Raw genomic sequence first — 22431 nt, 5'->3', positions numbered from 1 at the left:
CGGCTGCCCAACGTGTCGAATTGTCCGGCCGTTGACCGATGGTCGCAGGCAGCTACAACTCTTTACCCGTGCAGCCGGCTCGAACGGGGCACGCTGGCGAGCAGGAACTCCATCTGGTCTGCCAGGATGCGCCTGCCGCGCAGGATCATGTCTTCATGCAGGCTCGGTACGTAGGGCAGGTAGAGCAGGCTCATGTTGGCCTCCTCGGGCAGGCGGCTGCCCTTGCGGCCGTTGCAGGGCCGGCAGGCGGTGATGCAGTTCATCCAGCTGTCGTAGCCGCCGCGCGACGTGGGGTGGATGTGCTCGCGCGTCAGGTCCTCCGGCAGGCAGTGATGGCCGCAGTAGGCGCAGACGTAGCGGTCGCGGGCGAACAGCTTGGCGTTGGACAGCGCGGGCGCCTGGCGCCAGGCGCGGCTGGGTACCGTGCCGCGCACGGCAATGATGGAGTGCACCTCGATGCGCGATTGCCGGCCACTGACGCGCTGCCAGCCGCCACGCAGCACCTGGCAGGGCTCGCCGAGCGTCCAGGCAACGCCGTCGCAGGCGTAGATCACCGCCGCTTCACGCGTCGTGATCCAGGCCTGGGGCCGGCCAGAGACATCGAGTTGGAGAACATCCACGGAAGTCAACCTCCAGACGCGAGACTACTGCAGAAGTCGACAGGCCCTCAAGCGCGTGCGCATGACAGCGGGCGCGTGCGCTCGTTCGGCGTTCAGGGTGTTCCCTAGTTGGGTGGCACTTATAGGCACAACACCCTAGAAAAACGCTGGGTCAAGCTGGCGCCGTCATGGACGCGGCCTGCAAAATAGAACGATCGTTCGTTTTATTCCTGCTCGCCCTCACCGTGTCCACGCTGCCCGCCCCTGCCAAGAAAGCCGCCTCGCTGCGCGCCGCCAAGCCGGTGCGGGTGGCGCGTTCGCTGCAGAAGGGCCAGCAGACCCGCGCCGCCATCCTCGACGCCGCGCTGGGCCTGGCCTCGCACATGGGGCTGGAGGGGCTGTCCATCGGCGCGCTGGCGGACGTGACGGGCATGAGCAAGTCCGGCGTCTTCGCCCACTTCGGCTCGCGCGAGGAATTGCAGATCGCCGTCGTCACCGAGTACCACGCCAAGTTCGAGGAAGAAGTCTTCTTCACCGCCATCCGCGAGCCGCGCGGCCTGCCGAGGCTGCGGGCGATGTTCGAGCGCTGGGTGCGCCGTGTGTCGGTGGAGGTCGATTCGGGCTGCATCTACATCAGCGGCGCCGTCGAGTTCGACGACCGGCCAGGTCCCGTGCGTGACGCCCTCGTCGCCATGGTCAAGGCCTGGCACGCGGCGCTGCACAAGGCGATTCACCTTTCTGTGGCGGAAGGCCATCTGCAGGCCGAGGCCGACGTCGACCAGATCGTCTTCGAGCTGCACGGCCTGATCCTGTCGCTGCACCACGACGCGCGTTTCATGCGCATCCCCGGCGCGCTGTCGCGGGCCGGCGTCGGCTTCGACCGCACCATCCAGTTCTACGCCACGCCGGCCGGCCTCGACGTCGACCGCGCGCGCAAATTGCCCAGGGCCGGCGCCACTCGGCGCTGAACCCTTCACCCACGACCTTTCGTTCCAGGAGTCCCCGATGCCCCAGTACACCCCGCCCTTGCGTGACATGCAGTTCGTCATGCACGAGCTGCTGAACGTCGTCGATGAACTGAAGATGCTGCCCGGCCACGAGGACATCGACGCCGAGTCGATCAACGCCGTGCTGGAAGAGGGCGGCAAGTTCGCCGCCGAAGTCATTGCGCCGATCAACCTCAGCGGCGATGCCGAGGGCTGCACGCTGGACAAGGCGACGCACGAGGTGACGCCGCCCAAGGGCTTCAAGGAAGCCTACAAACAGTACGTCGAAGGCGGCTGGCCGGCGCTCTCCTGCGACCCCGAGTTCGGCGGCACCGGCCTGCCGCATCTGGTGAACCAGTTCTTCTACGAGATGCTGAACTCGGCCAACCAGGCCTGGACGATGTACCCGGGTCTGTCGCACGGCGCCTATGAAGCCCTGCACGCCCACGGCACGCCCGAGCAAAAGGCCACCTACCTGCCCAAGCTGACCAGCGGCGAGTGGACCGGCACCATGTGCCTGACCGAGCCGCACTGCGGCACCGACCTCGGCATGCTGCGCACCAAGGCCGAACCGCAGCCCGACGGCACCTACCGCATCACCGGCGCCAAGATCTTCATCTCGGCCGGCGAGCACGACATGGCCGACAACATCATCCACCTGGTGCTGGCCCGCCTGCCGGACGCGCCTGCGGGCTCCAAGGGCATCTCGCTCTTCATCGTGCCGAAGTTCAACGTCAACGCGGACGGCTCGCTGGGCAGCCGCAACACGATCTTCTGCGCCGGGCTGGAGCACAAGATGGGCATCCACGGCAACGCCACAGCGCAGATCGTGCTGGAGAACGCCGCCGGCACGCTGGTGGGCCAGCCCAACAAGGGCCTGGCCGCCATGTTTGTCATGATGAACGCGGCCCGCCTGGGCGTGGGCAACCAGTCGCTGGGCCTGACAGAAGTGGCGTATCAAAACGCCGTGGCGTATGCGAAGGACCGCCTGCAGATGCGCGCGCTGAGCGGCCCCAAGGCGCCGGACAAGCCGGCCGATCCCATCATCGTCCACCCCGACGTGCGCAAAATGCTGCTGACCGCCCGCGCCTTCGCTGAAGGCGGCCGCATGTTGCAGGCCTACACGGTGCTGCAGCTGGACAAGGCGCTCAAGAGCGACGACGAGGACGAGCGCAAGGCGTGCGACGCCGAAGTCGCGCTGCTGACGCCCATCATCAAGGCCTTCATCACCGACAACGGCTGGCTGGCCACCTCTCACTGCATGCAGGTGTTCGGCGGCCACGGCTTCATCCACGAGTGGGGCATGGAGCAGTACGTGCGCGACGCGCGCATCAACATGATCTACGAGGGCACCAACACCATCCAGTCGCTGGACCTGCTGGGGCGCAAGGTGCTGGGCAACAACGGCGCGACGCTGAAGAAGTTCGGCAAGAAGATCGCCGCCTTCATCGAGGAAGAGGGCACCAACGAAGCCATGCAGGAGTTCGTCAACCCGCTCGCCGACCTGGGCGACAAGGTCAACAAGCTGACGCAGGAACTGGGCATGAAGGCCTTCGGCAACCCCGACGAGGTGGGTGCCGCGGCCGTCGATTACCTGCGCGTGGTGGGCCACATGACCTTTGCCTACTTCTTTGCTCAAGCGGCGAAGATCGCGCTGGCCAAGAAGGACAGCGGCGACCCGTTCTACACCGCCAAGCTGGCCACGGCACGCTTCTACTTCGCCAAGCTGCTGCCCGAGACGGCCAGCCTGATCCGCACTGCGCGTGCCGGTCTGGCGCCGCTGATGGAGATGGAAGAGGCCCTCTTCTAAAAGGATGCCCGCATGAAGTCCCTGTTCGCTGCTGCCCTGCTTGTGCCCGTGCTTGCGTTCGCGCAGGCAACACCCGTGGGCTTGTGGAAGACCATCGACGACGACGGCAAAACCGCGAAGTCGTTGGTCCGCATCAGCGAACAGGGGGGCACCCTCACAGGCAGCATCGACAAGCTGCTGGACCCCACCGCACCGGCCGACGCCCGGTGCGACAAGTGCGCTGACGACCGCAAGGACAAGCCCGTGCTCGGCCTGCAGATCATCCGCGGCGTGAAGGCCGAGGGTGAGGGCACCTGGGGTGGCGGCGAGATCCTCGACCCCAACAACGGCAAGACCTACAAGACGCGCCTCAAGCCGGTCGATGGCGGCAAGCGCCTCGAGGTGCGCGGCTACATCGGCGCCCCACTTTTCGGCCGCACCCAGACCTGGGTACGGGCTGAATGAACTGAATATCCAGGAGAAAACCCATGAGTCGTTTCCAAGTCCGCAAGGTCGCCGTGCTCGGCGCCGGCGTGATGGGCGCGCAGATCGCCGCCCACCTCGTCAACTGCAAGGTGCCAGTCGTTCTGTTCGACCTGCCTGCGAAAGAAGGCGCCAAGAATGGCATCGTCACGAAGGCCGTCGACGGGCTGAAGAAGCTCAAGCCCGCGCCGCTGGGTGATGCGTCGGAAGCCGCGTTGATCCAGCAAGCCAACTACGAAGAGCACCTCGAAGTGCTGCGCGGCTGCGACCTCATCATCGAGGCCATCGCCGAGCGCATGGACTGGAAGCTGGACCTGTACACCAAGATCGCGCCGTTCGTCGCGCCGCACGCCATCGTGGCTAGCAACACCTCGGGCCTGAGCATCACCAAGCTCAGCGAAGTGCTGCCCGAGGAGATCAAGCCACGCTTCTGCGGCATCCACTTCTTCAACCCGCCGCGCTACATGGCGCTGGTCGAGCTGATCAACACGCCGACCACACAGCCCGAGATCCTCGACCAGCTCGAAGCCTTCGTGACCACGTCGCTGGGCAAGAGCGTCGTGCGCGCCCATGACACGCCCAACTTCGTCGCCAACCGCGTCGGCATCGCCGGCATGATGGCCACGATGATCGAAGCCGAGAAGTTCGGCCTGTCGGTGGACGTGGTCGACGACCTGACCGGCAAGAAGCTGGGCCGCGCGTCGTCGGGCACCTTCCGCACTGCTGACGTGGTGGGCCTGGACACCATGGCCCACGTCGTCAAGACGATGCAGGACAACCTGAAGGACGACCCGTTCTTCTCGACCTACGCCACGCCCAAGGTGCTGGCCGGCCTGATCGAGAAGGGCGCGCTGGGCCAGAAGACCGGCGCGGGCTTCTACAAGAAGGTCGGCAAGGACATCCAGCGCCTGGACTTCGCCACGGGTGAGTACGTCGCCGGCGGCAAGAAGGCCGACGAGATCGTGGCCCGCATGCTGAAGAAGCAACCGGCCGACCGCCTGAAGCTGCTGCGCGAGAGCAGCAACCCGCAAGCCCAGTTCCTGTGGGCCATCCTGCGCGACAGCTTCCACTACGCCGCCGTGCACCTCGACACCGTGGCCGACAGCGCGCGCGAGATCGACTTCGCGATGCGCTGGGGCTTCGGCTCCAGCCAGGGCCCGTTCGAGCTGTGGCAGGCCGCCGGCTGGAAGCAGGTCGCCGAGTGGATCTCGGCCGACATCGCCGACGGCAAGGCCCTGTCGACCGCGCCGCTGCCCGCCTGGGTGACGGAAGGCCCGGTCGCCGAAGCCGGCGGCGTGCACACGCCTGCGGGTTCGTGGAGCGCGGCCGAGAGCAAGTTCAAGCCGCGCAGCGAGCTGCCGGTCTACAGCCGCCAGGCTTTCCGTGAATCGCTGCTGGGCACCGGCGCCGCCGACCCGCTGAAGTCGGGCACCGAGCTGTTCAAGAACGAGGAAGTGCGCGTCTGGACGCTGGACGGCAAGGTCGTCATCGCCTCCATCACCGCCAAGCTGCACCTGATCAGCCCGGCCGTCACCGAAGGTCTTTTGCGCGCCGTCGAGATCGCCGAAGCCGACTACCAGGGCCTGGTGATCTGGTCGCCGGACGACGTGTTCTCGGCCGGCGCCAATCTTGAGTCCCTGATGCCCGTCTTCATGAAGATGGGCAGCAAGGGCATCGCGCCGGAAGAGAAGAAGCTGCAGGACATGATGCTGCGCCTGCGCTACGCCAGCGTGCCGGTCGTCGCCGCGATGCGCGGCCTGGCGTTGGGCGGTGGCGCCGAACTGGCCGTGCACTGCGCGCGCCGCGTCGCGCACGTCGAAAGCTACGTGGGCCTGGTCGAAGTCGGCGTGGGCCTGATCCCCGGCGGCGGCGGCCTGACCTACATCGCCCGCCGCGCCGCCGAGATGGCCGCCGCTGGCAATGCTGGCGCGGACATCCTGGCCTTCCTGAAGGACGGCTTCCTGACCGCGGCCACGGCCAAGGTGGCGACCTCGGCGCACGAGGCCAAGAAGAACGGCTTCCTGCTGGAGTCCGACATCATCGTCCCGCACAAGGACGAGCTGCTGCACGTCGCGACGGCCACCGCCATCGGCATGTCCGAGGCCGGCTACCGCCCGCCGCACAAGGCCCTGTTCCCGGTCGCCGGCCGCAGCGGCATCGCGACCATCAAGGGCCAGGTCGCCAACATGCGCGATGGCGGCTTTGTCAGCGCCCACGATTACCACCTGGCTGCGGCGATTGCCGACGTGGTCTGCGGTGGCGAAGTCGAGGCAGGCTCCCTGGTGACGGAGGAGTACCTGATGGCGCTGGAGCGCAAGCACTTCTGCTCGCTGCTCGACAACCCCAAGACCCAGGAGCGGATCATGGGCATGCTGCAAACGGGCAAGCCCGTCCGCAACTGAAGGCCCATCGTGAACCGGCTTCAACGCACGTTAGCCAAGCTGGACGGCCTGCCGTCCCCGCTGCGTGGGCCTGCGCGCAATTTCGCGCTGCGGCGCGCGGTGCCCTTCACGGGTACGGCGGGCTTGGACTTCGTCGCGCTCTCGCCCGAGCGCAGCGAAATCCGTGTCGCCAACCGTCGCCCAGTGCAGAACCACATCCAGGGCGTGCATGCGGCCGCGATGTCGCTGCTGGCCGAGACCGCCACCGGCATGGTGGTGGGCATGAACGTGCGTGACGACTGCCTGCCGCTGTGCAAGTCGCTGCAGGTGAACTTTCGCAAGCGCGCCACGGGCGGCCTGGTCGCCAAGGCGCACCTGACCGCAGCGCAGCGCTTCGCGATGGCGAACGAAACCAAGGGTGAGGTCAAGGTCGCCGTGACCGTGACCGACGAAGCCGGCATCGAGCCGATCGAGTGTGAATTTGTCTGGGCCTGGGTGCCCAAGCCCCAGGCCTAAAAGGAATCATCATGAGCAACCAAGTCCAAGACGCCTACATCGTTGCCGCCACCCGCCTGCCCATCGGCAAGAGCGGCCGTGGCTATTTCAAGAACACCCGCCCCGACGAGATGCTCGTCAAGGTCATGCAGGCCGTGCTGGCGCAAGCCCCGGGTCTGGACCCGGCGGCCATTGAAGACGCCATCGTCGGCTGCTCCTTCCCCGAAGGCGAGCAGGGCATGAACATCGCCCGCGTCGCCTCCGTGCTGGCGGGCCTGGGGCCGACCATCGGTGGCGTGACGATCAACCGCTACTGCGCGTCGGGCATCACCGCCGTGCAGATGGCGGCAGACCGCATCCGCGTCGGTGAGGCCGATGTGATGTTCGCCGGCGGCGTCGAGTCCATGTCCATGATCCCCATGGGCGGCAACAAGCCGTCCCTGAGCCCGCTGATCTTCGAGAAGGACGAGAACATCGGCATCGCCTACGGCATGGGCTTGACGGCCGAGAAGGTCGCCGCGCAGTGGAAGATCAGCCGCGAGGCGCAGGACGCCTTCTCGGTGGAATCGCACCGCCGCGCCGTGGCCGCGATGGCTGCCGGCCACTTCGACGCCGAGATGACGCCCTTCGACGTCGTCGAGCGCACGCCCAACCTCGCCGACGGCACGGTCAACACCAAGACGCGCACCGTCAAGCTGGACGAAGGCGCACGGCCCGACACGTCGCTGGAAGGCCTGGCCAAGCTGAAGCCCGTGTTCGCCGCCAAAGGCAGCGTGACCGCCGGCAACAGCTCGCAGACCTCCGACGGCTCGGGCGGCCTGCTCATCGTCAGCGAAGCGGCCTTGAAGCGCTACAACCTGACGCCGCTGGCCCGCTTCGTGTCCTTCGCCGTGCGCGGCGTGCCGCCGGAGATCATGGGCATCGGCCCCATCGCCGCCATCCCGGTTGCGCTGAAGGCGGCAGGCATCACCGCTGCCGACCTGGACTGGATCGAGCTGAACGAGGCCTTCGCGGCCCAGAGCCTGGCCGTGCTGAACGACCTGGACAGCAAGGGCATCGAGCTGGACCGTGCCAAGGTCAACCCCAACGGCGGCGCGATTGCGCTGGGCCACCCGCTGGGTGCCACGGGCGCCATTCGCGCGGCCTCGGTCATCCACGGCCTGCGCCGCACCGGCGGCAAGTACGGCATGGTGACGATGTGCGTCGGCGCCGGCCAGGGTGCGGCCGGCATCTTCGAGCGCCTGTAAGCCATGGACCGCCGCCGCGCGCTCAAGACCACCACGGTGTTGCTCGCGGCGGCGCCGCTCGCCGCTTGCACCGGCAGGCTGACAACGTTCACGACTTGGCGGCAAGCCCAGCAGGAGGTGCTGGACCTGCTTTTCAAGCCCAAGCTCGTGCAGGGCAACCCCTGGAACCTCAGCCAGGTGTTGCAGCATCTGGCGCAGAGCATCGAGTTCTCGATGCAGGGCTATCCGACGCTCAAGCGCGCGTGGTTCCGCGCCACGGTCGGATCGGCGGCTTTCGCGGTGTTCAACATGCAAGGGGAGATGAGTCACGACCTCGCCGAGCCCATCCCCGGCGCGCCCGCGCTGGACCCATCACAGGCGCTGAAGACCTCGGTGCAGCGTTTGCTGAACGCGATGGAGGCGTTCGCCGCATTCAACGGTACGCTCCGGCCTCATTTCGCCTACGGCGAGCTGACCAAGCCGCAGTACGAGCGAGCCCATCTGATGCACCTGGCGAACCATTGGACGCAGTTCCAAGTGAAAACCGCCGTTGCTTGAAGGAATCTCAAATGACCATCAAGACCTACACCGTCAACGGCGTCGCGACCCTCGAGATCGCCCGCCCCGAGAAGAAGAACGCCATCACCCAGGCCATGTACCAGGCCATGGCCGATGCGCTGCGCGCCGCCGATGCCGACCCGGCTGTGCGCGCCGTGCTGATCACCGGCCAGCCGGGCATCTTCACGTCCGGCAACGACCTCGAAGACTTCATGGCCGGCCCCACGCGTGGTGAAGACGCGCCGACCTTCCAGTTCATGCACGCGCTGGTCGACAGCACCAAGCCCGTCGTCGCCGCAGTCACCGGCGCGGCCATCGGCATCGGCACGACGATGTTGCTGCATTGCGACTTCGTCTATGTGGCCGACGACGCGCGGCTGGCCATGCCGTTTGTGGCGCTGGGCCTGGTGCCGGAGTTCGCCTCCAGCGTCGTGTTGCCGCAATTGATCGGCAACCGCCGCGCAGCTGAGAAGCTGCTGCTCGGTGACCCGTTCACGGGCGAGCAGGCGGTGGAGGCGGGCATCGCCAACGGCGTGCTGCCGGGCGGCGAGGTGTTGAACCATGCCCGGCGCGTGGCCGAACGCTTCAACAAACTCGCCCCCGGCGCGGTGCGCGACAGCAAGCGGCTGATCCGCGAACCCCAGCGCGAGGCCGTCAAGGCGGCCATCACGCGTGAGGCGGCGGTCTTCGGCGCTCGCCTGCGCAGCCCGGAAGCCATGGAGGCCTTCCAGGCCTTCTTCCAGAAACGCGTGCCGGACTTTTCCAAGTTCGACTGAGCGCGCGAGGGCCGGCCCTATTTTCGGACCAGGCCGACCAGCAGGCCGATGACGGCCAGGATCAGGAAACCGTAGAACAGGATCTGGGCGAAGCCTGCCGCACTGGCGGCGATGCCCCCGAAGCCGAAGACGGCCGCGATCAGGGCGATGACGAAAAAGATGATGGCGTAGCGCAGCATGGCTGGTCTCCTCACGGGTTGACGCCTGAATGGCGGACAGGGGAAGACTAGGGCTGCGGCCTTTGCGCCAGTGACGGACGGTGCAGGGGCCTGAAGTCGGACAGGGCTGACGCTGTTACATCTGGGCCGGCGCGACCAGCCGCGGCTTGCCCTGGCGGTCGATGGCCACGTAGGTCAGGTTGGCCTCGGTCACCTTCACGACATGCGGGTTCTCCGGGTCGCGCTCGGCCATCACCTCCACATGCACGGTGATCGACGTGCGACCCACGCGGGTGATGGTGGCGTAGAAGCTCAGCAGGTCGCCGATGGACACCGGCTGCTTGAAGACAAACTCGTTGACGGCCACCGTCGCCACGCGCCCGCGCGAGAGCTTTGCGGGAAGGATCGAGCCCGCAATGTCCACCTGCGCCATGATCCAGCCGCCGAAGATGTCGCCGTTGGCATTCGAGTCGGCGGGCATGGGCATCACGCGCAACACCAGTTCACGCTGGCCGGCCTGGGTTTGTGCGGGGCTTGATTCCTGGGTCATGGCTTTCACTTGGGAGAATCCGGCAGCCATTCTCGGCTCTGACGGACTTCATGCGATCCACTCCCCGCGCGCCCAGCCTGCCTTCCGCCCCCGATGCGCCCACCGTGAGGGGCGACTGGGGCACCATCGCCCGCCTGCTGCCCTACCTCTGGCGCTACCGCTGGCGCGTCGGCGCGGCGCTGGCTTTCATGGTGGCCGCCAAGGTCAGCAACGTCGGCGTGCCGCTGCTGCTGAAGAACCTCGTCGACAGCCTGGACCTCAAGCCCGGCCAGCCCGAGACGCTGCTCGTCGTTCCGCTGGGCCTGCTGCTGGCCTATGGCGCGCTGCGGCTGTCGACCTCGCTGTTCACCGAGCTGCGCGAGCTGATCTTCGCCAAGGCCACCGAGGGCACGGCGCGCAGCATCTCGCTGCAGGTGTTCCGCCACCTGCACGAGCTGTCCCTGCGCTTCCACCTGGAGCGGCAGACCGGCGGCATGACGCGCGACATCGAGCGCGGCACGCGCGCTGTCCACTCTCTGATCAGTTATTCCCTCTACAGCATCGTGCCGACGCTGATCGAGGTGGTGCTGGTGTTGACGCTGCTGGGCGTCAAGTTCGACGCCTGGTTCGCCGCCATCACCATCGCCGCGCTGGTGGTCTACATCGCCTTCACCGTCATCGTGACCGAATGGCGCACCAAGTTCCGCAAGCAGCTCAACGAGCTGGACTCGGTGGCCCACAGCCGCGCCATCGACTCGCTGCTGAACTACGAGACGGTCAAGTACTTCAACAACGAGGGCTTCGAGGCGGGCCGCTACGACGAAAGCCTGGAGAAGCTGCGCAAGGCGCAACTCAAGAGCCAGACGACGCTGTCGCTGCTGAACACCGGCCAGCAGCTCATCATCGCCACAGCGCTGGTGCTGATGCTGTGGCGGGCCACGCAGGGCGTGGTGGACGGGCGCATGAGCCTGGGTGACCTGGTCATGGTCAACGCCTTCATGATCCAGCTCTACATCCCGCTGAACTTCCTCGGCGTCATCTACCGCGAGATCAAGCAGGCGACCACCGACATCGAGAAGCTGTTCGGCCTGCTGGACCGCGACCGCGAGGTGGCCGACGCGCCCGGTGCTGTGGACCTTCAGGTGAAGGGGGGCAGCGTCGTCTTCGACGACGTGCGCTTCGCCTACGACCCGGCGCGGCCCATCCTGCACGGCGTCAGCTTCGAGATCCCGGCGGGCAAGAAGGTGGCTGTCGTCGGCCCCAGCGGCTCGGGCAAGAGCACGCTGGCGCGCCTGCTCTACCGCTTCTACGACATCGATGGCGGGCAGATCCGCATCGACGGCCAGGACATCCGCGCCGTGACGCAGTCCAGCCTGCGCGCGGCAATAGGCATCGTGCCGCAGGACACCGTGCTCTTCAACGACACGGTGGCCTACAACATCGCCTACGGCCGGCCGGGCGCCGGCAGGGAAGAGGTGGAGGGCGCCGCGCGCGCGGCCCACATCCACGGCTTCATCGCCGGCACGCCGCTGGGCTACGACACGATGGTGGGCGAACGTGGCCTGAAGCTGTCGGGCGGCGAGAAGCAGCGCGTGGCCATCGCCCGCACGCTGCTGAAAAACCCGCCCATCCTCATCTTTGATGAGGCCACCTCGGCGCTGGACTCCACCAACGAGCGCGCCATCCAGGCCGAACTGGAGGCCGTCGGGCAGAACAAGACCGTGCTGGTCATCGCCCACCGGCTGTCGACGGTGGTGGACGCGCACGAGATCCTGGTGCTGGAGCAAGGCCGCATCATCGAACGCGGTCGGCACGACGCGCTGCTGGCCCGGGGTGGGCGCTACGCCGAGATGTGGCGGTTGCAGCAGGCGACGGGTAGCGATTCGTGAGCGGGCACACTTGGGGAGTTTCTGCGACCACCCTGCAAATCCAATACCTGTGAGCGTCCCATGCTGACTGCATTCAGTCTTCGAGATTTCAAGAGCTTCCGTGAGGCCAAGCTTCCGCTGGGGCCGCTGACGGTTCTGATTGGCGCAAATGCATCCGGCAAGAGCAATGCCATCGAGGCACTTCGACTGCTCTCATGGCTTGCTCAGGGCCAGAAGCTCACTTCCATCCAATACGCTGTCAACAGCGCTGATCGAGTCGTCCGAGGTCGCATCGAAGACCTGTGTCATCGTGGTGTGGCCAAGTTCAGCCTGGGCTGCAGGACCGACGATCGCCACTGGAACGAGCTGGAGATGCAAATCACCGTTCGCGATGGCGAGCTCCACATCACCGGCGAACATGTCGGTGAGATGCTGGAGAACCTGCCGCTTTACTCGATGGACCGTCCATCACAGGGGCTGAGTACGGACGCGGGAGTGGCCTACAACAACTTCGCCCGGGGGGGCAACAAGCCCCATGTGACCGTCAGTGACCAGATGGCGGTGTTCGTCCAATTCGAGAGCGCAGTTCGGTTCGAGGCGGGTCACAAGAAAGCGCAGGAGACCATTCCCGCAGTCGCCAAGCGGCTACAGACCACGCTGTCCAACATTCTTTTCCTGGACCCCGCTCCGGCTCGTATGCGTGAGTACAGCTTCACCAACGACAAGCGACTTCTGGGTGACGGAACGAACCTCTCCAGTGTCTTGCACCGGTTGTGGGGCGATGACGATGAATCGGGCAACGAGCCCTATGCGACCCAACGCCAAGCGATTCTCGATTTCATCCAAAGCCTGCCAGAGCAGGACATTTCTGGCTTGAGCTTCCTCGACGGGCCGCGGGGCGAGGTGATGGTTCAATTGCAGGAAACCTTCGGTGGCACGCCGAGGGTCTATGACGCATCGCTGCTTTCTGACGGTACCTTGCGTGTCCTGGCCATCGCGGCCGCGATGCTCTCTGCGCCGGAAGGGAGTCTGGTCGTCATCGAAGAGATTGACAACGGTGTGCATCCGAGCCGTGCTCGACACCTGTTGGACAGCATTCGCACCGTCGCCGAACGACGCAAGCTGCGCGTACTGCTGTCCACGCACAACCCAGCCATGCTGGACGCGCTGCCCGATGCCGCAGTCCCCGACGTTGTCTTCTGCTACCGCGATCCTGTCAGCGGTGCCAGCAAGCTGGTTCGTATGAACTCGATCCCGGATGTGCCTGAGCTGCTCGTGCAAGGGCCACTGGGTCACCTGATGACATCGGGCGCACTGGAGCGCTTCGTCAAGACCCACAAGGGACCTGAAGCGCGCAAGCAACAAGCGAAAGCGTGGCTTGAGTCGCTGAAGTCGGCCAAATCGGACGCTGGCAAATGAGCGCGATCGTCATCGTCGACACATCGGTGTTACTGAATATCCTCGACGTTCCTGGGCGAAACGAGAGCCGGGCCGGGGTGCTGACTGAGCTCGGGAAGTTGATCGAGACCAGCGATCACTTGTTCATCCCGATGGCGGCGATCGTCGAGGTGGGAAACCACATCGCTCAGCTTGGCAACGGTGCGCAGCGGCGAGCCGCTGCAGAGCGCTTCATTGCCGAAGTGAGAAAGGCACTTGCCGACGAAGCGCCGTGGAAGCCGATCAATTTCCCGTCCAATCAAGAGGTGCTTGGTTGGCTCGACGTTTTTCCGGACGCCGCGATGCAAGGCTTGGGCATGGGCGATCTCTCCATCAAAAAGGAGTGGGAGGATCTCTGCGCGAAGTACAGCATGAGTCGAGTTCGGGTCTGGACTCTCGACAAAGACCTTGCGGGGCTGGATCGCGCCGGAGTCACGCGCCGCCGGGTCACGCCATAAAGTTCAGTGCGGCTTCTTGGGCTTCTCGAAGCTCTTGGGCCGATAGACGTTGCCGTCCCATTCGCCATCAGGCTTGTCGCGCGATGAGGACTCGCGCGCACGGCGGATGGCGCGTTCGGCCTCCAGCGCGGCGGCGCGGGTCTGGCGCTGGCGGCGGCGCCAGCCGGTGGCGCGGTCGACCTGCGCCCGCACCCAGTCGCCCAGCCGGGCAATGGCCGCGTCTACCCGGGCGCGGGCCCGGTAGGGCAGGGCCATGTGAATAGCCAGCGCGATGCAGGTGGCGAGGCCGAGGGCTGCGAACACGGTGTGAAGCATGGGCCGAGTTTGAACCAAAGCCGCGCCGGCAGCCACCTGTGATGAGGGGATAAAGACCCGCGTCTACTTTTGAGTGCGCATGGCCCACAGCGCCAGCATGGCGTCAGGAATCGTCCGGCTGGCCTCGTCGCGCGCCTCGGCGCTTGCCTCAACCAGCGGGCCGTCCTCGGCGCCCAGCGCAGCAAGCGGCGCCAGCAGCGGGCCGGTCTCGGCGCCGTCGAACAGCGGCTCCCAGGCCTCGGGCGCCAGGTTCACGGCGATCAGGAAGCCAGCCGCCCAGTCCTCTGCGTCGGCGTACTCAATGGCTTCGTCCTCCTCCTCGCCTTCGGTGTCGGCCTCGGCAAAGCTGAAGATCGGCTCCCAGGCCTTGGGGTGATTCGTCCAGGCATGGGCAATGGACTGCAGGTGGCGCAGCACCAGCAGCGTGACCTTCTTGCGCTGCTTGCCGCTGACGAAGGGCGCGGGGTCCACGTCGCCGTCACCGCCCCAGACGATCGGCAGCCAGGAGTCGCCGGGCACATCGGCCAGTTGTCGGCCGGGCGTCAGCAGCAGGCCGGCCAGGTAGCCGTCCAGCGCCTCGATGTTCAGCGCCCCATCGGTGGGCAGGATGGACAGCAGCTCGTCGAGGTCGTTCAGCTCGTCATCGGACAGCGGGCGGTTGTCGGAGGCGGGGTTGTATTGGGGGTAGGTCATGTACGGGGTCCGTTCAGCCCGGGCGGCCGTGGCGGCTCTTGGGCTTCTTGCTGTCGATGTCGGCGAACTGCGTCTTCAGTAGCGCCATCAGTACGCGCGCATTGGCTTCCGTCATGACGATGAAGCTGCTGGGCTCGATGCCGTCAACCGGCGTCTTGGCCGTGACCAGCGCGTCCACCTTGAACATGAGCTGGCCGTACTGGTTGGTGGACGCGGCCTTGAACTTCTGGACTTCGATTTGATGTGTTTTCATGGCGGAGCAGACGACCGTCGGGCCGCCATCTTGCCATTCCCGGCCGGCGGACTTAAGGTCGCCGCATGGCGCGGCCCCCTCGACTCGAGATTGCCGGCGCGGTCTACCTGATCAGCGCCCATTGCCCGTTCGAAAGCGGCCGGCCCGCTTTTGTCGACGATGCGGACCGCGGTGAGATGCTGGCCCTGCTGGCGCAGGCGCTGCACCGCTTCGACGCCCAGGCGCTGGCCTATGCGTTGCTGCCCGACCACTACGACCTGCTGCTGTTCACGCGCCGGGCCAACCTGTCGGCGCTCATGCGCCATGTCAACGGCGTCTACACCCAGCACCGCCAGCGTCGCGACGGCTGCAGTGGGCCGCTGTTCCAGGGGCGCTTCCGTGCCGTGCTGGTGGACCGCGAGCGTCACCTGCTGGACGCCTGCCGCTGGGTCGACCTCGGTCCCGTGCGCGAAGGCCTGGCGCGCGGCGCGGCGGGCTGGGCGGGGTCGAGCTTCCGCGCGCTGGCCGGTCTGGAGGCCGCGCCGGAATGGCTGGACGTGGACGGCCTGCACAGCCACCTGCTGGGCCGCCCGGCCGTGACAGCGGCACAGCACCGCTTGGCGGGCGACCGCTATGCGCGGCTCGTCGCGTCCGAGCCGGGTCTGCAGCTGTGGCCGGAGCGGCTGCGCGAGCAGATCTTCCTCGGCGACGCCGACTTCGCCGACCGCATGCGCGCCGCCGCCGTGGCGCCCCGGCGGGCGGTGCGCACGACCTGGGCCGACTGGCTCAAGCGCGCCGACGGCATCCGCGAGCAGGCCTTGTGGCTGGCCCACACCGAAGGCGGCGTGGCGATGACTGACTTGGCCGGCCAGCTGGGGCTGTCCGTGTCGCGCATCAGCCGTCTCATCGCCGCAGCGGAGCGCGCCGTTTGAAGCGCCGTGCGCTGTTGCTGGCCGGCTTGCCGCTCACGGCGCGCGCAGCCGACTACGCCGGCCCGATCTTCGACGCCCACCTGCACTACAACGACGACGCGCAAGCGCCGCATCCGCCGGCCGACGTGCTGGCGCGCATGGGCCGGGCCGGCGTGCGCGGTGCGCTGGTCAACAGCCGGCCCAACGATGGCACGCTGCGGCTGGTCGCTGAAGGCGGCGCGCAGTGGGTGCCCTTCGTGCGTCTGTACCGCAACCGGGCGGACTACACCGGCTGGTTCGCCGACGACAGCATCCGCCGCATGGTGCTGGACTTGCTGGCCAAGAGCAGCCCGGCCGGGCCGTTTCGCGGCCTGGGCGAGTTCCACCTCTACGACAGCGCCAACGCAGACGGCCCGACGGCCATCGCACTGATGAAGCTGGCCCGCGAGCGCGGCCTGACGGTGTTGGCGCATGTGGACGACATGGCGGTGGACAAGCTGCTGGGCCATGCGCCCGGTGCGTCGCTGATCTGGGCGCACACGGGCATCTCCGGCGAACCGGTGGAACGGGTGCGCGAGCTGTTCGCCAAGCACGCGGGCCTGCGTGGCGAGCTGTCCTACCGGCCGGGGCTGACGTTCGACGGCCGCATCACGCCTGAATGGCGCGCGCTGTTCACCAGCCATCCCGACCGCTTCCTGGTCGGCTCGGACACCTGGGTCACGCCGCGCTGGCAGAACTACGAAGGCTTGTTCGCCGAGTACCGCCGCTGGCTGGGCCAGCTGCCTAACGAGGTGGCCCAGCGCATCGCCTGGGGCAATGCTGCGGACCTGTTCAGCCTTAAAGCTGCTTGAACCGATGCGCGTAGCTGGGTGAGACCTCCAGCGTTTCCGGCCGGTTCTTCAACGTGATGTTGAGCTTGCCGCTCAGTGAGCGCCCCACTGACTTGATCGCATGCGCGTTGACTATTGTTGAGCGGTGCACCTGCCAGAAGTGTTCGCCGTCCAGCCGCGTGACGAGTTCCTTCAGCGGCACCGAGATCAGCGCCTCGCTGTCGGCCGTGACGACGGCCACGTACTTGTGGTCGGCGCGGAAATAGGCCACGTCCTCGACGGTGATGAGCTGCAGCTCATGCCCGCGCTGCACGGTGATCCAGCGCAGAGGCTCTGCGGTGGCGGGCGTGGTGCGCCTGGCCAGGCCGCCCAGGTCGGCGGGCGGCAGCGTCAGACGCTCCTTCAGTCGCAGCAGCGTCTTGGCCATGCGCACCGGGTCCAGCGGTTTCAGCAGATAGCCGACGGCGCCCTCGTCGAAGGCCTGCACCGCGTAGCGCTCGTGGGCCGTGATGAAGACGACATGGGCGCGGCGGCCGATCAGTTGGGCCACCTCCAGGCCCGACAGGCCGGGCATCTGCACGTCCAGGAAGCACACGGCCGGCGCCAGCTGCTCCACCAGGCGCAGCGCCTCGTGGCCGTCGCGTGCCATGCCGACGATCTGCGCCTCGGGCCACTGCCTCAGCAGCTCCTCGCGGATCTCGGCAGCGAGCAAGGCCTCGTCTTCGGCGATCAGGATGCGGGTCATGTCGGCACGGGCCAGGTCAGCTTGAACAGCGGCATATCTTCGACGAGCAGCACCATCGCCGCGGACTGCCCATGCACGGCGTGCAGGCGCCGCGCCAGCTCTGCCAGCGGCACGGCCTTGGCGGCCTGCAGCGTCCGCGTGAGGTCCGGCCCCAGCGCGCGCAGGCGCAGCTCGGCCACGCCGGCACCGCCGTGCAGGGACAGGCTCCACAGCGTCGTGCCTTCGTCCAGCAGCGGCCGCACCAGCGGCAGCAGCACCATGGGCGCCAACGGCCAGTCCGGTGGGTCAGCGAGGCCGGCGAGGTGCAGGCGCTCGGTGTGCTGGGCGTCGGCGCTGACGAGCTGGGCATAGGCGCGCAGCGCGGCGATCTCGCGCGCCAGCGTCGACACCTCGGCCTCCACATGCGGCTGCAGCGCCCGCAGCAGCTCGATCAGCGCCGCCAGCCGCGCCTGGGCACGCAGGGGCTCGTTCAACAGCTCGTCGTCGATGGCGGCCAGGCGTTCTGACAGCAGCGCCGGGTCCATGCGCGCCTGCAGTGCCAGCAGCTGCGTGGCGGCGAGCTGGCGTTCGCGCTGCGCAGCGGCGTCCTGCAGCCTGGCCAGATGCGCCTGGGCGCGGCGCGAGAAGCGCAACTGCGCGTAGACGGCCACGCCCAGGCCATGCCAGATCAGCGTCGTGCCGGCCAGCACGAAGTTGTCTTCCCAGCGCCACCAGTCGGCCTTGCCGAGCAGCGGGTACAGCTGCGGCGCGATGAGCCAGATGCCGCCGACGACGGTCAACCCGACGACGGCCATGTAGGCCGGCAAGGACGGCAGCCGGCCGGCGTCGACCAGCGCATCGGCCAGGCGCAGCAGCAGCACGGCGGGGATGCCGAACTGGATGACGTTGTAGGCCAGCGCGTTCAGTGCTTCGCCGGCCGACATGGTGTTGCTCAGCGGCGTGCCATTGGCCACCAGCGTCGCGGCGCCGACGAGCATCATCCAGCCGGCATCGCCGGCCCTGAAAGTCAAGGCCATGGCAGTTGCACGCGGGCGATCAAGCCGCGCGGGCGGTTCAGGTGCAGGCTCAACTTGGCTGCTGCGCCATGCGCCGCTGCGAGCCGCGCGCGCAGCGTGGCCAGCCCCGTGCCGCTGCCGCTGCCGCTGCCCATGCCGGCGCCGGTGTCGGCCACCTCCAGGCGCAGCAGGCCTGCTTCGTCGGGGTCGGGCAGCGCACGCACGCAGATCTCGCCGCCCTGCACCTGCGGGGCGATGCCGTGCTTGATCGCGTTCTCGGCCAGCGTCAGCAGGCAGGTGGAGGGCACGATGACGTCCTCCAGACCCGGCGAGATGTCGTAGCGCAATGCCAGGCGCTCCGGCCCGATGCGGCGCTGGTGCAAGGCCAGGAAGGCCGTCACCAGCTCCAGCTCGCGCGCCAGCGGCGTCTCGCTCTGGCGCAGCTCCGGCAGCGCGGCGGCCAGGTAGCGGCGCAGGTCGCTCAGCATCGCCTGCGCGGCGCGTGCATCGGTGCGCGCCAGGCGGCGCAGGTGGGCCAGCGTGTTGAACAGGAAATGTGGCTCCACCTGCGCCTGCAGCAACGCTGCGCGGGCCGCGTCGAGCTGGCGAGCCTGGGCCTGCTCGGCGCGCTTCAGCATCGCAGCGGCGGCCTCGCCGTGGTGGCCGAGGCGGCGGTACTCCAGGCCCAGGCAGACGCAGGTGGAGAAGGTCAGCAGCACCTGCAGCGTGTAGGCGGTGAGCCGGCCGTCGGGCGCGCCCACGGTGTGGGTGACGCTGTTCAGCAGCGCGAAGAGCAGCGTCAACCCGGCGATCTGCACCGTCAGCCCCCAGTTGCGCGCCGGCCCCGCGCGCGGCAGCCTGCGCTGCGTCAGCGTCGCAGCCAGCCACAGCATCCACAGCAGGAAGGCCAGGCCCAGGCCACCGCTCAGGCCCGCGTCCGCGTGGCAGCTGCTGTCGTCGCCGTCCTGCGCCGGCCACAGCTTGCAGCGCACGGCGCCCGGCAGCAGCAGCGCCAGCGCCAGCAGCGTGCTCAGTGCCGCAGCGGCCAGCACGGCACGCCAGCGCAGCAGGGCGGCACGGTCGACCGGGTCGGCGGGGTTGGGCGGCATGGGGGCCAAGGGTCAGCGTGGCGGGTTCGCCTGGGCGAGGGTGGCGGAGGCCGCCGTCGCGGCGGCGCGTGGGGCGGGGTTCGCGAAACGGATGTTAAGGACGTAGCGCTGCGGCGTGCCGGCGCGGCAGGCCATCGTGTCCATGGCGATGCGCACCGGCGTCAGGTAGGCGCGCGAGCCCTGCAGGCCGACGAGCTGGGTGCGGCCATCGGCGCCCACCTCGAACTCGACCCGCACCTCGCCCTCGGCGCCGATGCGCTGCTTGGCGCTGGCCAGGTATTCGGCGAGATGCTCGCCGGCCTCGGGGCAGGCGGCGGGCGCGGCGAAGGCGGGGGCGGCAGACAGCAGCAGTGGCAGCAGCAGGACGGTTTTCATCGGCGTCTCCGGCGAGTTGGGATGGCGCCAAGTTAGAGACCGCCGCGCCGCCGGTCACGCGCTGCCGGACGAAGCGCCGCTTTCATCCGACGAACCACGGGCCGCGCGCGACGGCGCAAACACTTGCTGACTTTCGGCACGGGAGCCGTGCTGCGGTGATGCCGCAAGCCGGCTCTACCATGCGCGCCATGCTGAAAGTCTTCGTCCAACGCCCCTGGCTGAGTGCGCTCGTCGGGCTGCCCCTGGCCCTGCTGCTGCTGGGTGCCGTCATCGCGGCCATCGTCTGGGTGCGGCTGCCGGCGCTCGACCGGCTGACCGACTACCAGCCGCACCAGCCGCTGCGCGTGCTGAGCGCCGACGGCCAACTGATCGGCGAGTTCGGTGCCGAGCGCCGCCGCTTCGTGCCGCTGAAGGACATCCCCAAGCCCATGCAGGACGCGCTGCTGGCCGTGGAGGACGCCGACTTCTGGACGCATGGCGGCATCGACTACAGCGGCATCGCCCGCGCGATGTGGCGCAACCTCACGCACAGCGGTCCGCTGCACGGTGCGTCCACCATCACGCAGCAGCTGGCGCGCGACACCTACCTCACCAAGGAGCAGCGATGGACGCGCAAGGTCGTCGAGGCGCTGCTGGCCATCAAGATCGAGGGCGCGCTCAGCAAGGAGCAGATCCTTGAGATCTACATGAACCAGATCCATCTCGGCAACCGTGCCTACGGCTTCGCGGCTGCGGCCGAGCGCTATTTCGGCAAGACGCTGGCCCAGCTCGACACTGCCGAGATGGCCACCTTGATCGGCCTGCCCAAGGACCCCAACCGCCTCAACCCCGTGCGCTTCCCCGAGCGCGCCAAGCGCCGCCAGGCCGTGGTGCTGGGCCGGCTGGAGGCGGTGGGCCTGATCACCGCCGAGCAGGCCCTGGCGGCAAAGGCCAGGCCGCTGGACATCCGGCGCCCCAAGCGCCTGTCCGGCATCGCCGACCACGCGGCCGAGCAGGTGCGGGCCGAGATCGTCAACCGCTTCGGCGAAGAGGCCTACACGCGCGGCCTGACGGTGACGACGACGCTGCTCTACGCCGAGCAGGCGGCCGCCCAGGAGTCGCTGCGCCACGCGCTGTTCGAGCTGGAGCGCCGCCAGCCCTTCCGCGGCCCCGAGGCCACGGCCAGGCTGCCAGCAGGCGACGAGGGCCTGGATGACGCGCTGGACGACGCCTTCGACGCCCACCCCGACCTCGGCGAGCTGCGCACCGCCGTGCTGCTGGAGCAGGACAAGACCGCCGCCCGGCTCGTGCTGGCCGATGGCGAGCGCATCACGCTCAAGGGCGCGGCGCTGCGCTCGCTGCAGAGCGCCAAGCGCGGCGCCGTCGTGCGCGTGCTGGAGTCGGGCAAGCAATGGCTGCTCAGCCAGACGCCGCAGGCCGAGGGCGCTGTCGTCACGCTGGACCCGGCCACCGGCGCCATCCGCGCGCTGGTCGGCGGCTTCGACTTCACGCGCAACCAGCTCAACTCCGCGACGCAGGCCTGGCGCCAGCCGGGCTCGGCCTTCAAGCCCTTCGTCTACTCGGCGTTGATCGAGCAGGGCGGCTGGGCCGGCACGCTGGTCAGCGACCAGCCTTTCGAGCAGGGCGACTGGGCACCGCGCAACTACGACGGCACCTACGAAGAGGCGCTGACGCTGCGCCAGGCGCTGGCGCGGTCCAAGAACATGGTCTCTATCCGTCTCGTCCAGACGTTAGGCCCGCAGCGCGTGCGGTCCTGGTCGGGGCGCTTCGGCCTGGACGAGGAACGCCAGCCGCTCAACCTCACCGTCGCCTTGGGCACCGGCGCCGTCACGCCGCTGCAGATGGCCCAGGCCTACGGGGTCTTTGCCAACGGCGGCCAGCTGCAGACCGGCTGGCTGATCCAGCGCGTGCAGGACGCCCAGGGTCAGGTCGTCTGGCAGGCCGAGCCGCCCAAGGCCCGCCAGGTGATCAGCGCGCGCAATGCCTTCATGACCTCGCAACTGCTGGCCGCCGTCACGCGCGAGGGTACTGGCGCGCCGGCCAGCGTGCGGCTCGGCCGCTGGGACTTGTACGGCAAGACGGGCACCACCAACGACGCCATCGACGCCTGGTTCTGCGGCTTCCAGGCGTCGCGCGTCGGCGCGGTGTGGATAGGCTATCCGACGCCCAAGTCGCTGGGCGAGCGCGAGACCGGCGGCGGCCTGGCCCTGCCGGTCTGGGCCGCGACCATGGCCGTGGCGCTGAAGGGCCAGCCCAACGACCCGCTGACGCCGCCACAGGACGGCAGCCTGGTGCAGGTGGGCGAGGACTGGTTCTACAACGAGTTCGCCGGCGACATGGCCATCGCCCGCATCGGCCTGCCGCCGGCGGCGCCGCCGAGCGATGCGGCCTCGGAGGCGGACGGCAGCGCGGTGTCGGCCGAGCGGACACCGATCAATCAGTAGCGGCGGGCGTGTCGATTGCGGCAAGCAACGCCGGGTAAC

Annotated in this window: 24 protein-coding genes; 14 read left to right on the top strand and 10 right to left on the bottom strand. The window is 68.0% G+C overall.

The window, feature by feature from the left end; all coding sequences use genetic code 11:
* Positions 1–62: 62 nt before the first annotated feature.
* Entirely contained in the window at positions 63–620 is a 558-nt protein-coding gene (locus ACG00Y_RS21265; protein ID WP_394482344.1) for an HNH endonuclease, read from the bottom strand.
* 224 nt (positions 621–844) lie between these two features.
* Between ACG00Y_RS21265 and ACG00Y_RS21260 the strand changes: the two genes are divergently transcribed.
* The 8 genes from ACG00Y_RS21260 to ACG00Y_RS21225 are packed head-to-tail and all read left to right on the top strand — an operon-like array spanning position 845 to position 9293.
* On the top strand, positions 845–1567 hold the full coding sequence (locus ACG00Y_RS21260; RefSeq protein WP_394482342.1) for a TetR/AcrR family transcriptional regulator: 723 nt from the start codon (positions 845–847) through the stop codon (positions 1565–1567).
* Between the two features lie 37 nt (positions 1568–1604).
* Positions 1605–3395, top strand: coding sequence for an acyl-CoA dehydrogenase C-terminal domain-containing protein (locus ACG00Y_RS21255; RefSeq protein ID WP_394482340.1), 1791 nt, complete (start codon positions 1605–1607; stop codon positions 3393–3395).
* 12 nt (positions 3396–3407) lie between these two features.
* Complete coding sequence (locus ACG00Y_RS21250; RefSeq protein ID WP_394482339.1) at positions 3408–3839, top strand: DUF2147 domain-containing protein; 432 nt, start codon at positions 3408–3410, stop codon at positions 3837–3839.
* A 23-nt stretch (positions 3840–3862) separates the two neighbouring features.
* Positions 3863–6259 carry a 3-hydroxyacyl-CoA dehydrogenase/enoyl-CoA hydratase family protein gene (locus ACG00Y_RS21245; protein WP_394482337.1) on the top strand — a complete coding sequence of 799 codons (2397 nt, stop codon included), beginning with the start codon at positions 3863–3865 and terminating at the stop codon, positions 6257–6259.
* A 9-nt stretch (positions 6260–6268) separates the two neighbouring features.
* Positions 6269–6754, top strand: coding sequence for a DUF4442 domain-containing protein (locus ACG00Y_RS21240; protein WP_394482336.1), 486 nt, complete (start codon positions 6269–6271; stop codon positions 6752–6754).
* 11 nt (positions 6755–6765) lie between these two features.
* Complete coding sequence (locus ACG00Y_RS21235; protein WP_394482334.1) at positions 6766–7980, top strand: acetyl-CoA C-acyltransferase; 1215 nt, start codon at positions 6766–6768, stop codon at positions 7978–7980.
* A 3-nt stretch (positions 7981–7983) separates the two neighbouring features.
* Positions 7984–8517, top strand: coding sequence for a DUF1569 domain-containing protein (locus ACG00Y_RS21230; RefSeq protein ID WP_394482332.1), 534 nt, complete (start codon positions 7984–7986; stop codon positions 8515–8517).
* A gap of 11 nt (positions 8518–8528) precedes the next feature.
* Positions 8529–9293: an enoyl-CoA hydratase gene (locus ACG00Y_RS21225; protein ID WP_394482330.1), complete on the top strand. Its 765-nt coding sequence runs from the start codon at positions 8529–8531 to the stop codon at positions 9291–9293.
* Between the two features lie 17 nt (positions 9294–9310).
* On the opposite strand, the gene ACG00Y_RS21220 is transcribed toward ACG00Y_RS21225, so the two are convergent.
* The gene (locus tag ACG00Y_RS21220) at positions 9311–9472 is read right to left on the bottom strand and encodes a DUF1328 domain-containing protein (RefSeq protein ID WP_394482328.1); all 162 of its coding nucleotides are present in this window, start codon (positions 9470–9472) and stop codon (positions 9311–9313) included.
* 115 nt (positions 9473–9587) lie between these two features.
* Complete coding sequence (locus tag ACG00Y_RS21215) at positions 9588–10001, bottom strand: acyl-CoA thioesterase (RefSeq protein ID WP_394482326.1); 414 nt, start codon at positions 9999–10001, stop codon at positions 9588–9590.
* 50 nt (positions 10002–10051) lie between these two features.
* Between ACG00Y_RS21215 and ACG00Y_RS21210 the strand changes: the two genes are divergently transcribed.
* The 3 genes from ACG00Y_RS21210 to ACG00Y_RS21200 are packed head-to-tail and all read left to right on the top strand — an operon-like array spanning position 10052 to position 13743.
* Complete coding sequence (locus tag ACG00Y_RS21210; protein WP_394482324.1) at positions 10052–11869, top strand: ABCB family ABC transporter ATP-binding protein/permease; 1818 nt, start codon at positions 10052–10054, stop codon at positions 11867–11869.
* A 60-nt stretch (positions 11870–11929) separates the two neighbouring features.
* Positions 11930–13267: an AAA family ATPase gene (locus ACG00Y_RS21205; RefSeq protein ID WP_394482322.1), complete on the top strand. Its 1338-nt coding sequence runs from the start codon at positions 11930–11932 to the stop codon at positions 13265–13267.
* Positions 13264–13743 carry a type II toxin-antitoxin system VapC family toxin gene (locus ACG00Y_RS21200; protein WP_394482320.1) on the top strand — a complete coding sequence of 160 codons (480 nt, stop codon included), beginning with the start codon at positions 13264–13266 and terminating at the stop codon, positions 13741–13743. The genes ACG00Y_RS21205 and ACG00Y_RS21200 overlap by 4 nt, the downstream gene beginning before the upstream one ends.
* Positions 13744–13746: 3 nt before the next feature.
* Here ACG00Y_RS21200 and ACG00Y_RS21195 read toward each other — a convergent pair whose 3' ends face one another.
* From ACG00Y_RS21195 to ACG00Y_RS21185, 3 genes are all read right to left on the bottom strand, one after another.
* Positions 13747–14046 (bottom strand): hypothetical protein, encoded by a 300-nt coding sequence (locus tag ACG00Y_RS21195; protein ID WP_394482319.1) that lies wholly within the window; start codon positions 14044–14046, stop codon positions 13747–13749.
* A 75-nt stretch (positions 14047–14121) separates the two neighbouring features.
* Entirely contained in the window at positions 14122–14751 is a 630-nt protein-coding gene (locus ACG00Y_RS21190) for a UPF0149 family protein (protein WP_394482317.1), read from the bottom strand.
* Positions 14752–14764: 13 nt separating this feature from the next.
* On the bottom strand, positions 14765–15004 hold the full coding sequence (locus ACG00Y_RS21185) for a hypothetical protein (RefSeq protein ID WP_394482315.1): 240 nt from the start codon (positions 15002–15004) through the stop codon (positions 14765–14767).
* 65 nt (positions 15005–15069) lie between these two features.
* Here ACG00Y_RS21185 and ACG00Y_RS21180 point away from each other — a divergent pair, with 65 nt between their 5' ends.
* Both ACG00Y_RS21180 and ACG00Y_RS21175 read left to right on the top strand, forming a co-directional pair.
* Positions 15070–15915 (top strand): transposase, encoded by an 846-nt coding sequence (locus ACG00Y_RS21180; RefSeq protein ID WP_394482313.1) that lies wholly within the window; start codon positions 15070–15072, stop codon positions 15913–15915.
* Complete coding sequence (locus ACG00Y_RS21175; RefSeq protein ID WP_394482311.1) at positions 15912–16745, top strand: amidohydrolase family protein; 834 nt, start codon at positions 15912–15914, stop codon at positions 16743–16745. Before ACG00Y_RS21180 ends, ACG00Y_RS21175 begins: the two co-directional genes overlap by 4 nt.
* Here the strand turns inward: ACG00Y_RS21175 and ACG00Y_RS21170 are convergent.
* Genes ACG00Y_RS21170 through ACG00Y_RS21155 form a run of 4 tightly spaced genes read right to left on the bottom strand, consistent with a single transcriptional unit; the run spans position 16732 to position 19948 of the window.
* Positions 16732–17469, bottom strand: coding sequence for a LytR/AlgR family response regulator transcription factor (locus tag ACG00Y_RS21170; RefSeq protein ID WP_394482309.1), 738 nt, complete (start codon positions 17467–17469; stop codon positions 16732–16734). The genes ACG00Y_RS21175 and ACG00Y_RS21170 overlap by 14 nt on opposite strands.
* Positions 17466–18485 (bottom strand): histidine kinase, encoded by a 1020-nt coding sequence (locus ACG00Y_RS21165; protein WP_394482308.1) that lies wholly within the window; start codon positions 18483–18485, stop codon positions 17466–17468. Before ACG00Y_RS21165 ends, ACG00Y_RS21170 begins: the two co-directional genes overlap by 4 nt.
* The gene (locus tag ACG00Y_RS21160) at positions 18476–19573 is read right to left on the bottom strand and encodes a sensor histidine kinase (protein WP_394482306.1); all 1098 of its coding nucleotides are present in this window, start codon (positions 19571–19573) and stop codon (positions 18476–18478) included. Before ACG00Y_RS21160 ends, ACG00Y_RS21165 begins: the two co-directional genes overlap by 10 nt.
* A 12-nt stretch (positions 19574–19585) precedes the next feature.
* On the bottom strand, positions 19586–19948 hold the full coding sequence (locus ACG00Y_RS21155) for a hypothetical protein (RefSeq protein WP_394482304.1): 363 nt from the start codon (positions 19946–19948) through the stop codon (positions 19586–19588).
* A 188-nt stretch (positions 19949–20136) separates the two neighbouring features.
* Here ACG00Y_RS21155 and ACG00Y_RS21150 point away from each other — a divergent pair, with 188 nt between their 5' ends.
* A complete protein-coding gene (locus ACG00Y_RS21150) occupies positions 20137–22392 on the top strand; it encodes a penicillin-binding protein 1A (RefSeq protein WP_394482303.1) in 2256 nt (751 codons plus the stop codon).
* The last annotated feature ends 39 nt before the right edge of the window (positions 22393–22431 follow it).

It is taken from the genome of Pelomonas parva (genome assembly GCF_043555835.1).
Classification (GTDB): Bacteria; Pseudomonadota; Gammaproteobacteria; order Burkholderiales; family Burkholderiaceae_C; genus Pelomonas; species Pelomonas parva.
Note: the sequence above shows the minus strand (reverse complement) of the source record. Positions and strands in the feature narration are given on the sequence as shown.

Coding starts and splice junctions, on each gene's coding strand:
- ACG00Y_RS21225 (WP_394482330.1), top strand. CDS start 8,529: ATGACCATCAAGACCTACACCGTCAACGGCGTCGCGACCCTCGAGATC.
- ACG00Y_RS21235 (WP_394482334.1), top strand. CDS start 6,766: ATGAGCAACCAAGTCCAAGACGCCTACATCGTTGCCGCCACCCGCCTG.
- ACG00Y_RS21185 (WP_394482315.1), bottom strand. CDS start 15,004: ATGAAAACACATCAAATCGAAGTCCAGAAGTTCAAGGCCGCGTCCACC.
- ACG00Y_RS21215 (WP_394482326.1), bottom strand. CDS start 10,001: ATGACCCAGGAATCAAGCCCCGCACAAACCCAGGCCGGCCAGCGTGAA.
- ACG00Y_RS21190 (WP_394482317.1), bottom strand. CDS start 14,751: ATGACCTACCCCCAATACAACCCCGCCTCCGACAACCGCCCGCTGTCC.
- ACG00Y_RS21180 (WP_394482313.1), top strand. CDS start 15,070: ATGGCGCGGCCCCCTCGACTCGAGATTGCCGGCGCGGTCTACCTGATC.
- ACG00Y_RS21250 (WP_394482339.1), top strand. CDS start 3,408: ATGAAGTCCCTGTTCGCTGCTGCCCTGCTTGTGCCCGTGCTTGCGTTC.
- ACG00Y_RS21160 (WP_394482306.1), bottom strand. CDS start 19,573: ATGCCGCCCAACCCCGCCGACCCGGTCGACCGTGCCGCCCTGCTGCGC.
- ACG00Y_RS21220 (WP_394482328.1), bottom strand. CDS start 9,472: ATGCTGCGCTACGCCATCATCTTTTTCGTCATCGCCCTGATCGCGGCC.
- ACG00Y_RS21155 (WP_394482304.1), bottom strand. CDS start 19,948: ATGAAAACCGTCCTGCTGCTGCCACTGCTGCTGTCTGCCGCCCCCGCC.
- ACG00Y_RS21170 (WP_394482309.1), bottom strand. CDS start 17,469: ATGACCCGCATCCTGATCGCCGAAGACGAGGCCTTGCTCGCTGCCGAG.
- ACG00Y_RS21150 (WP_394482303.1), top strand. CDS start 20,137: ATGCTGAAAGTCTTCGTCCAACGCCCCTGGCTGAGTGCGCTCGTCGGG.
- ACG00Y_RS21205 (WP_394482322.1), top strand. CDS start 11,930: ATGCTGACTGCATTCAGTCTTCGAGATTTCAAGAGCTTCCGTGAGGCC.
- ACG00Y_RS21255 (WP_394482340.1), top strand. CDS start 1,605: ATGCCCCAGTACACCCCGCCCTTGCGTGACATGCAGTTCGTCATGCAC.
- ACG00Y_RS21165 (WP_394482308.1), bottom strand. CDS start 18,485: ATGGCCTTGACTTTCAGGGCCGGCGATGCCGGCTGGATGATGCTCGTC.
- ACG00Y_RS21210 (WP_394482324.1), top strand. CDS start 10,052: ATGCGATCCACTCCCCGCGCGCCCAGCCTGCCTTCCGCCCCCGATGCG.
- ACG00Y_RS21200 (WP_394482320.1), top strand. CDS start 13,264: ATGAGCGCGATCGTCATCGTCGACACATCGGTGTTACTGAATATCCTC.
- ACG00Y_RS21230 (WP_394482332.1), top strand. CDS start 7,984: ATGGACCGCCGCCGCGCGCTCAAGACCACCACGGTGTTGCTCGCGGCG.
- ACG00Y_RS21245 (WP_394482337.1), top strand. CDS start 3,863: ATGAGTCGTTTCCAAGTCCGCAAGGTCGCCGTGCTCGGCGCCGGCGTG.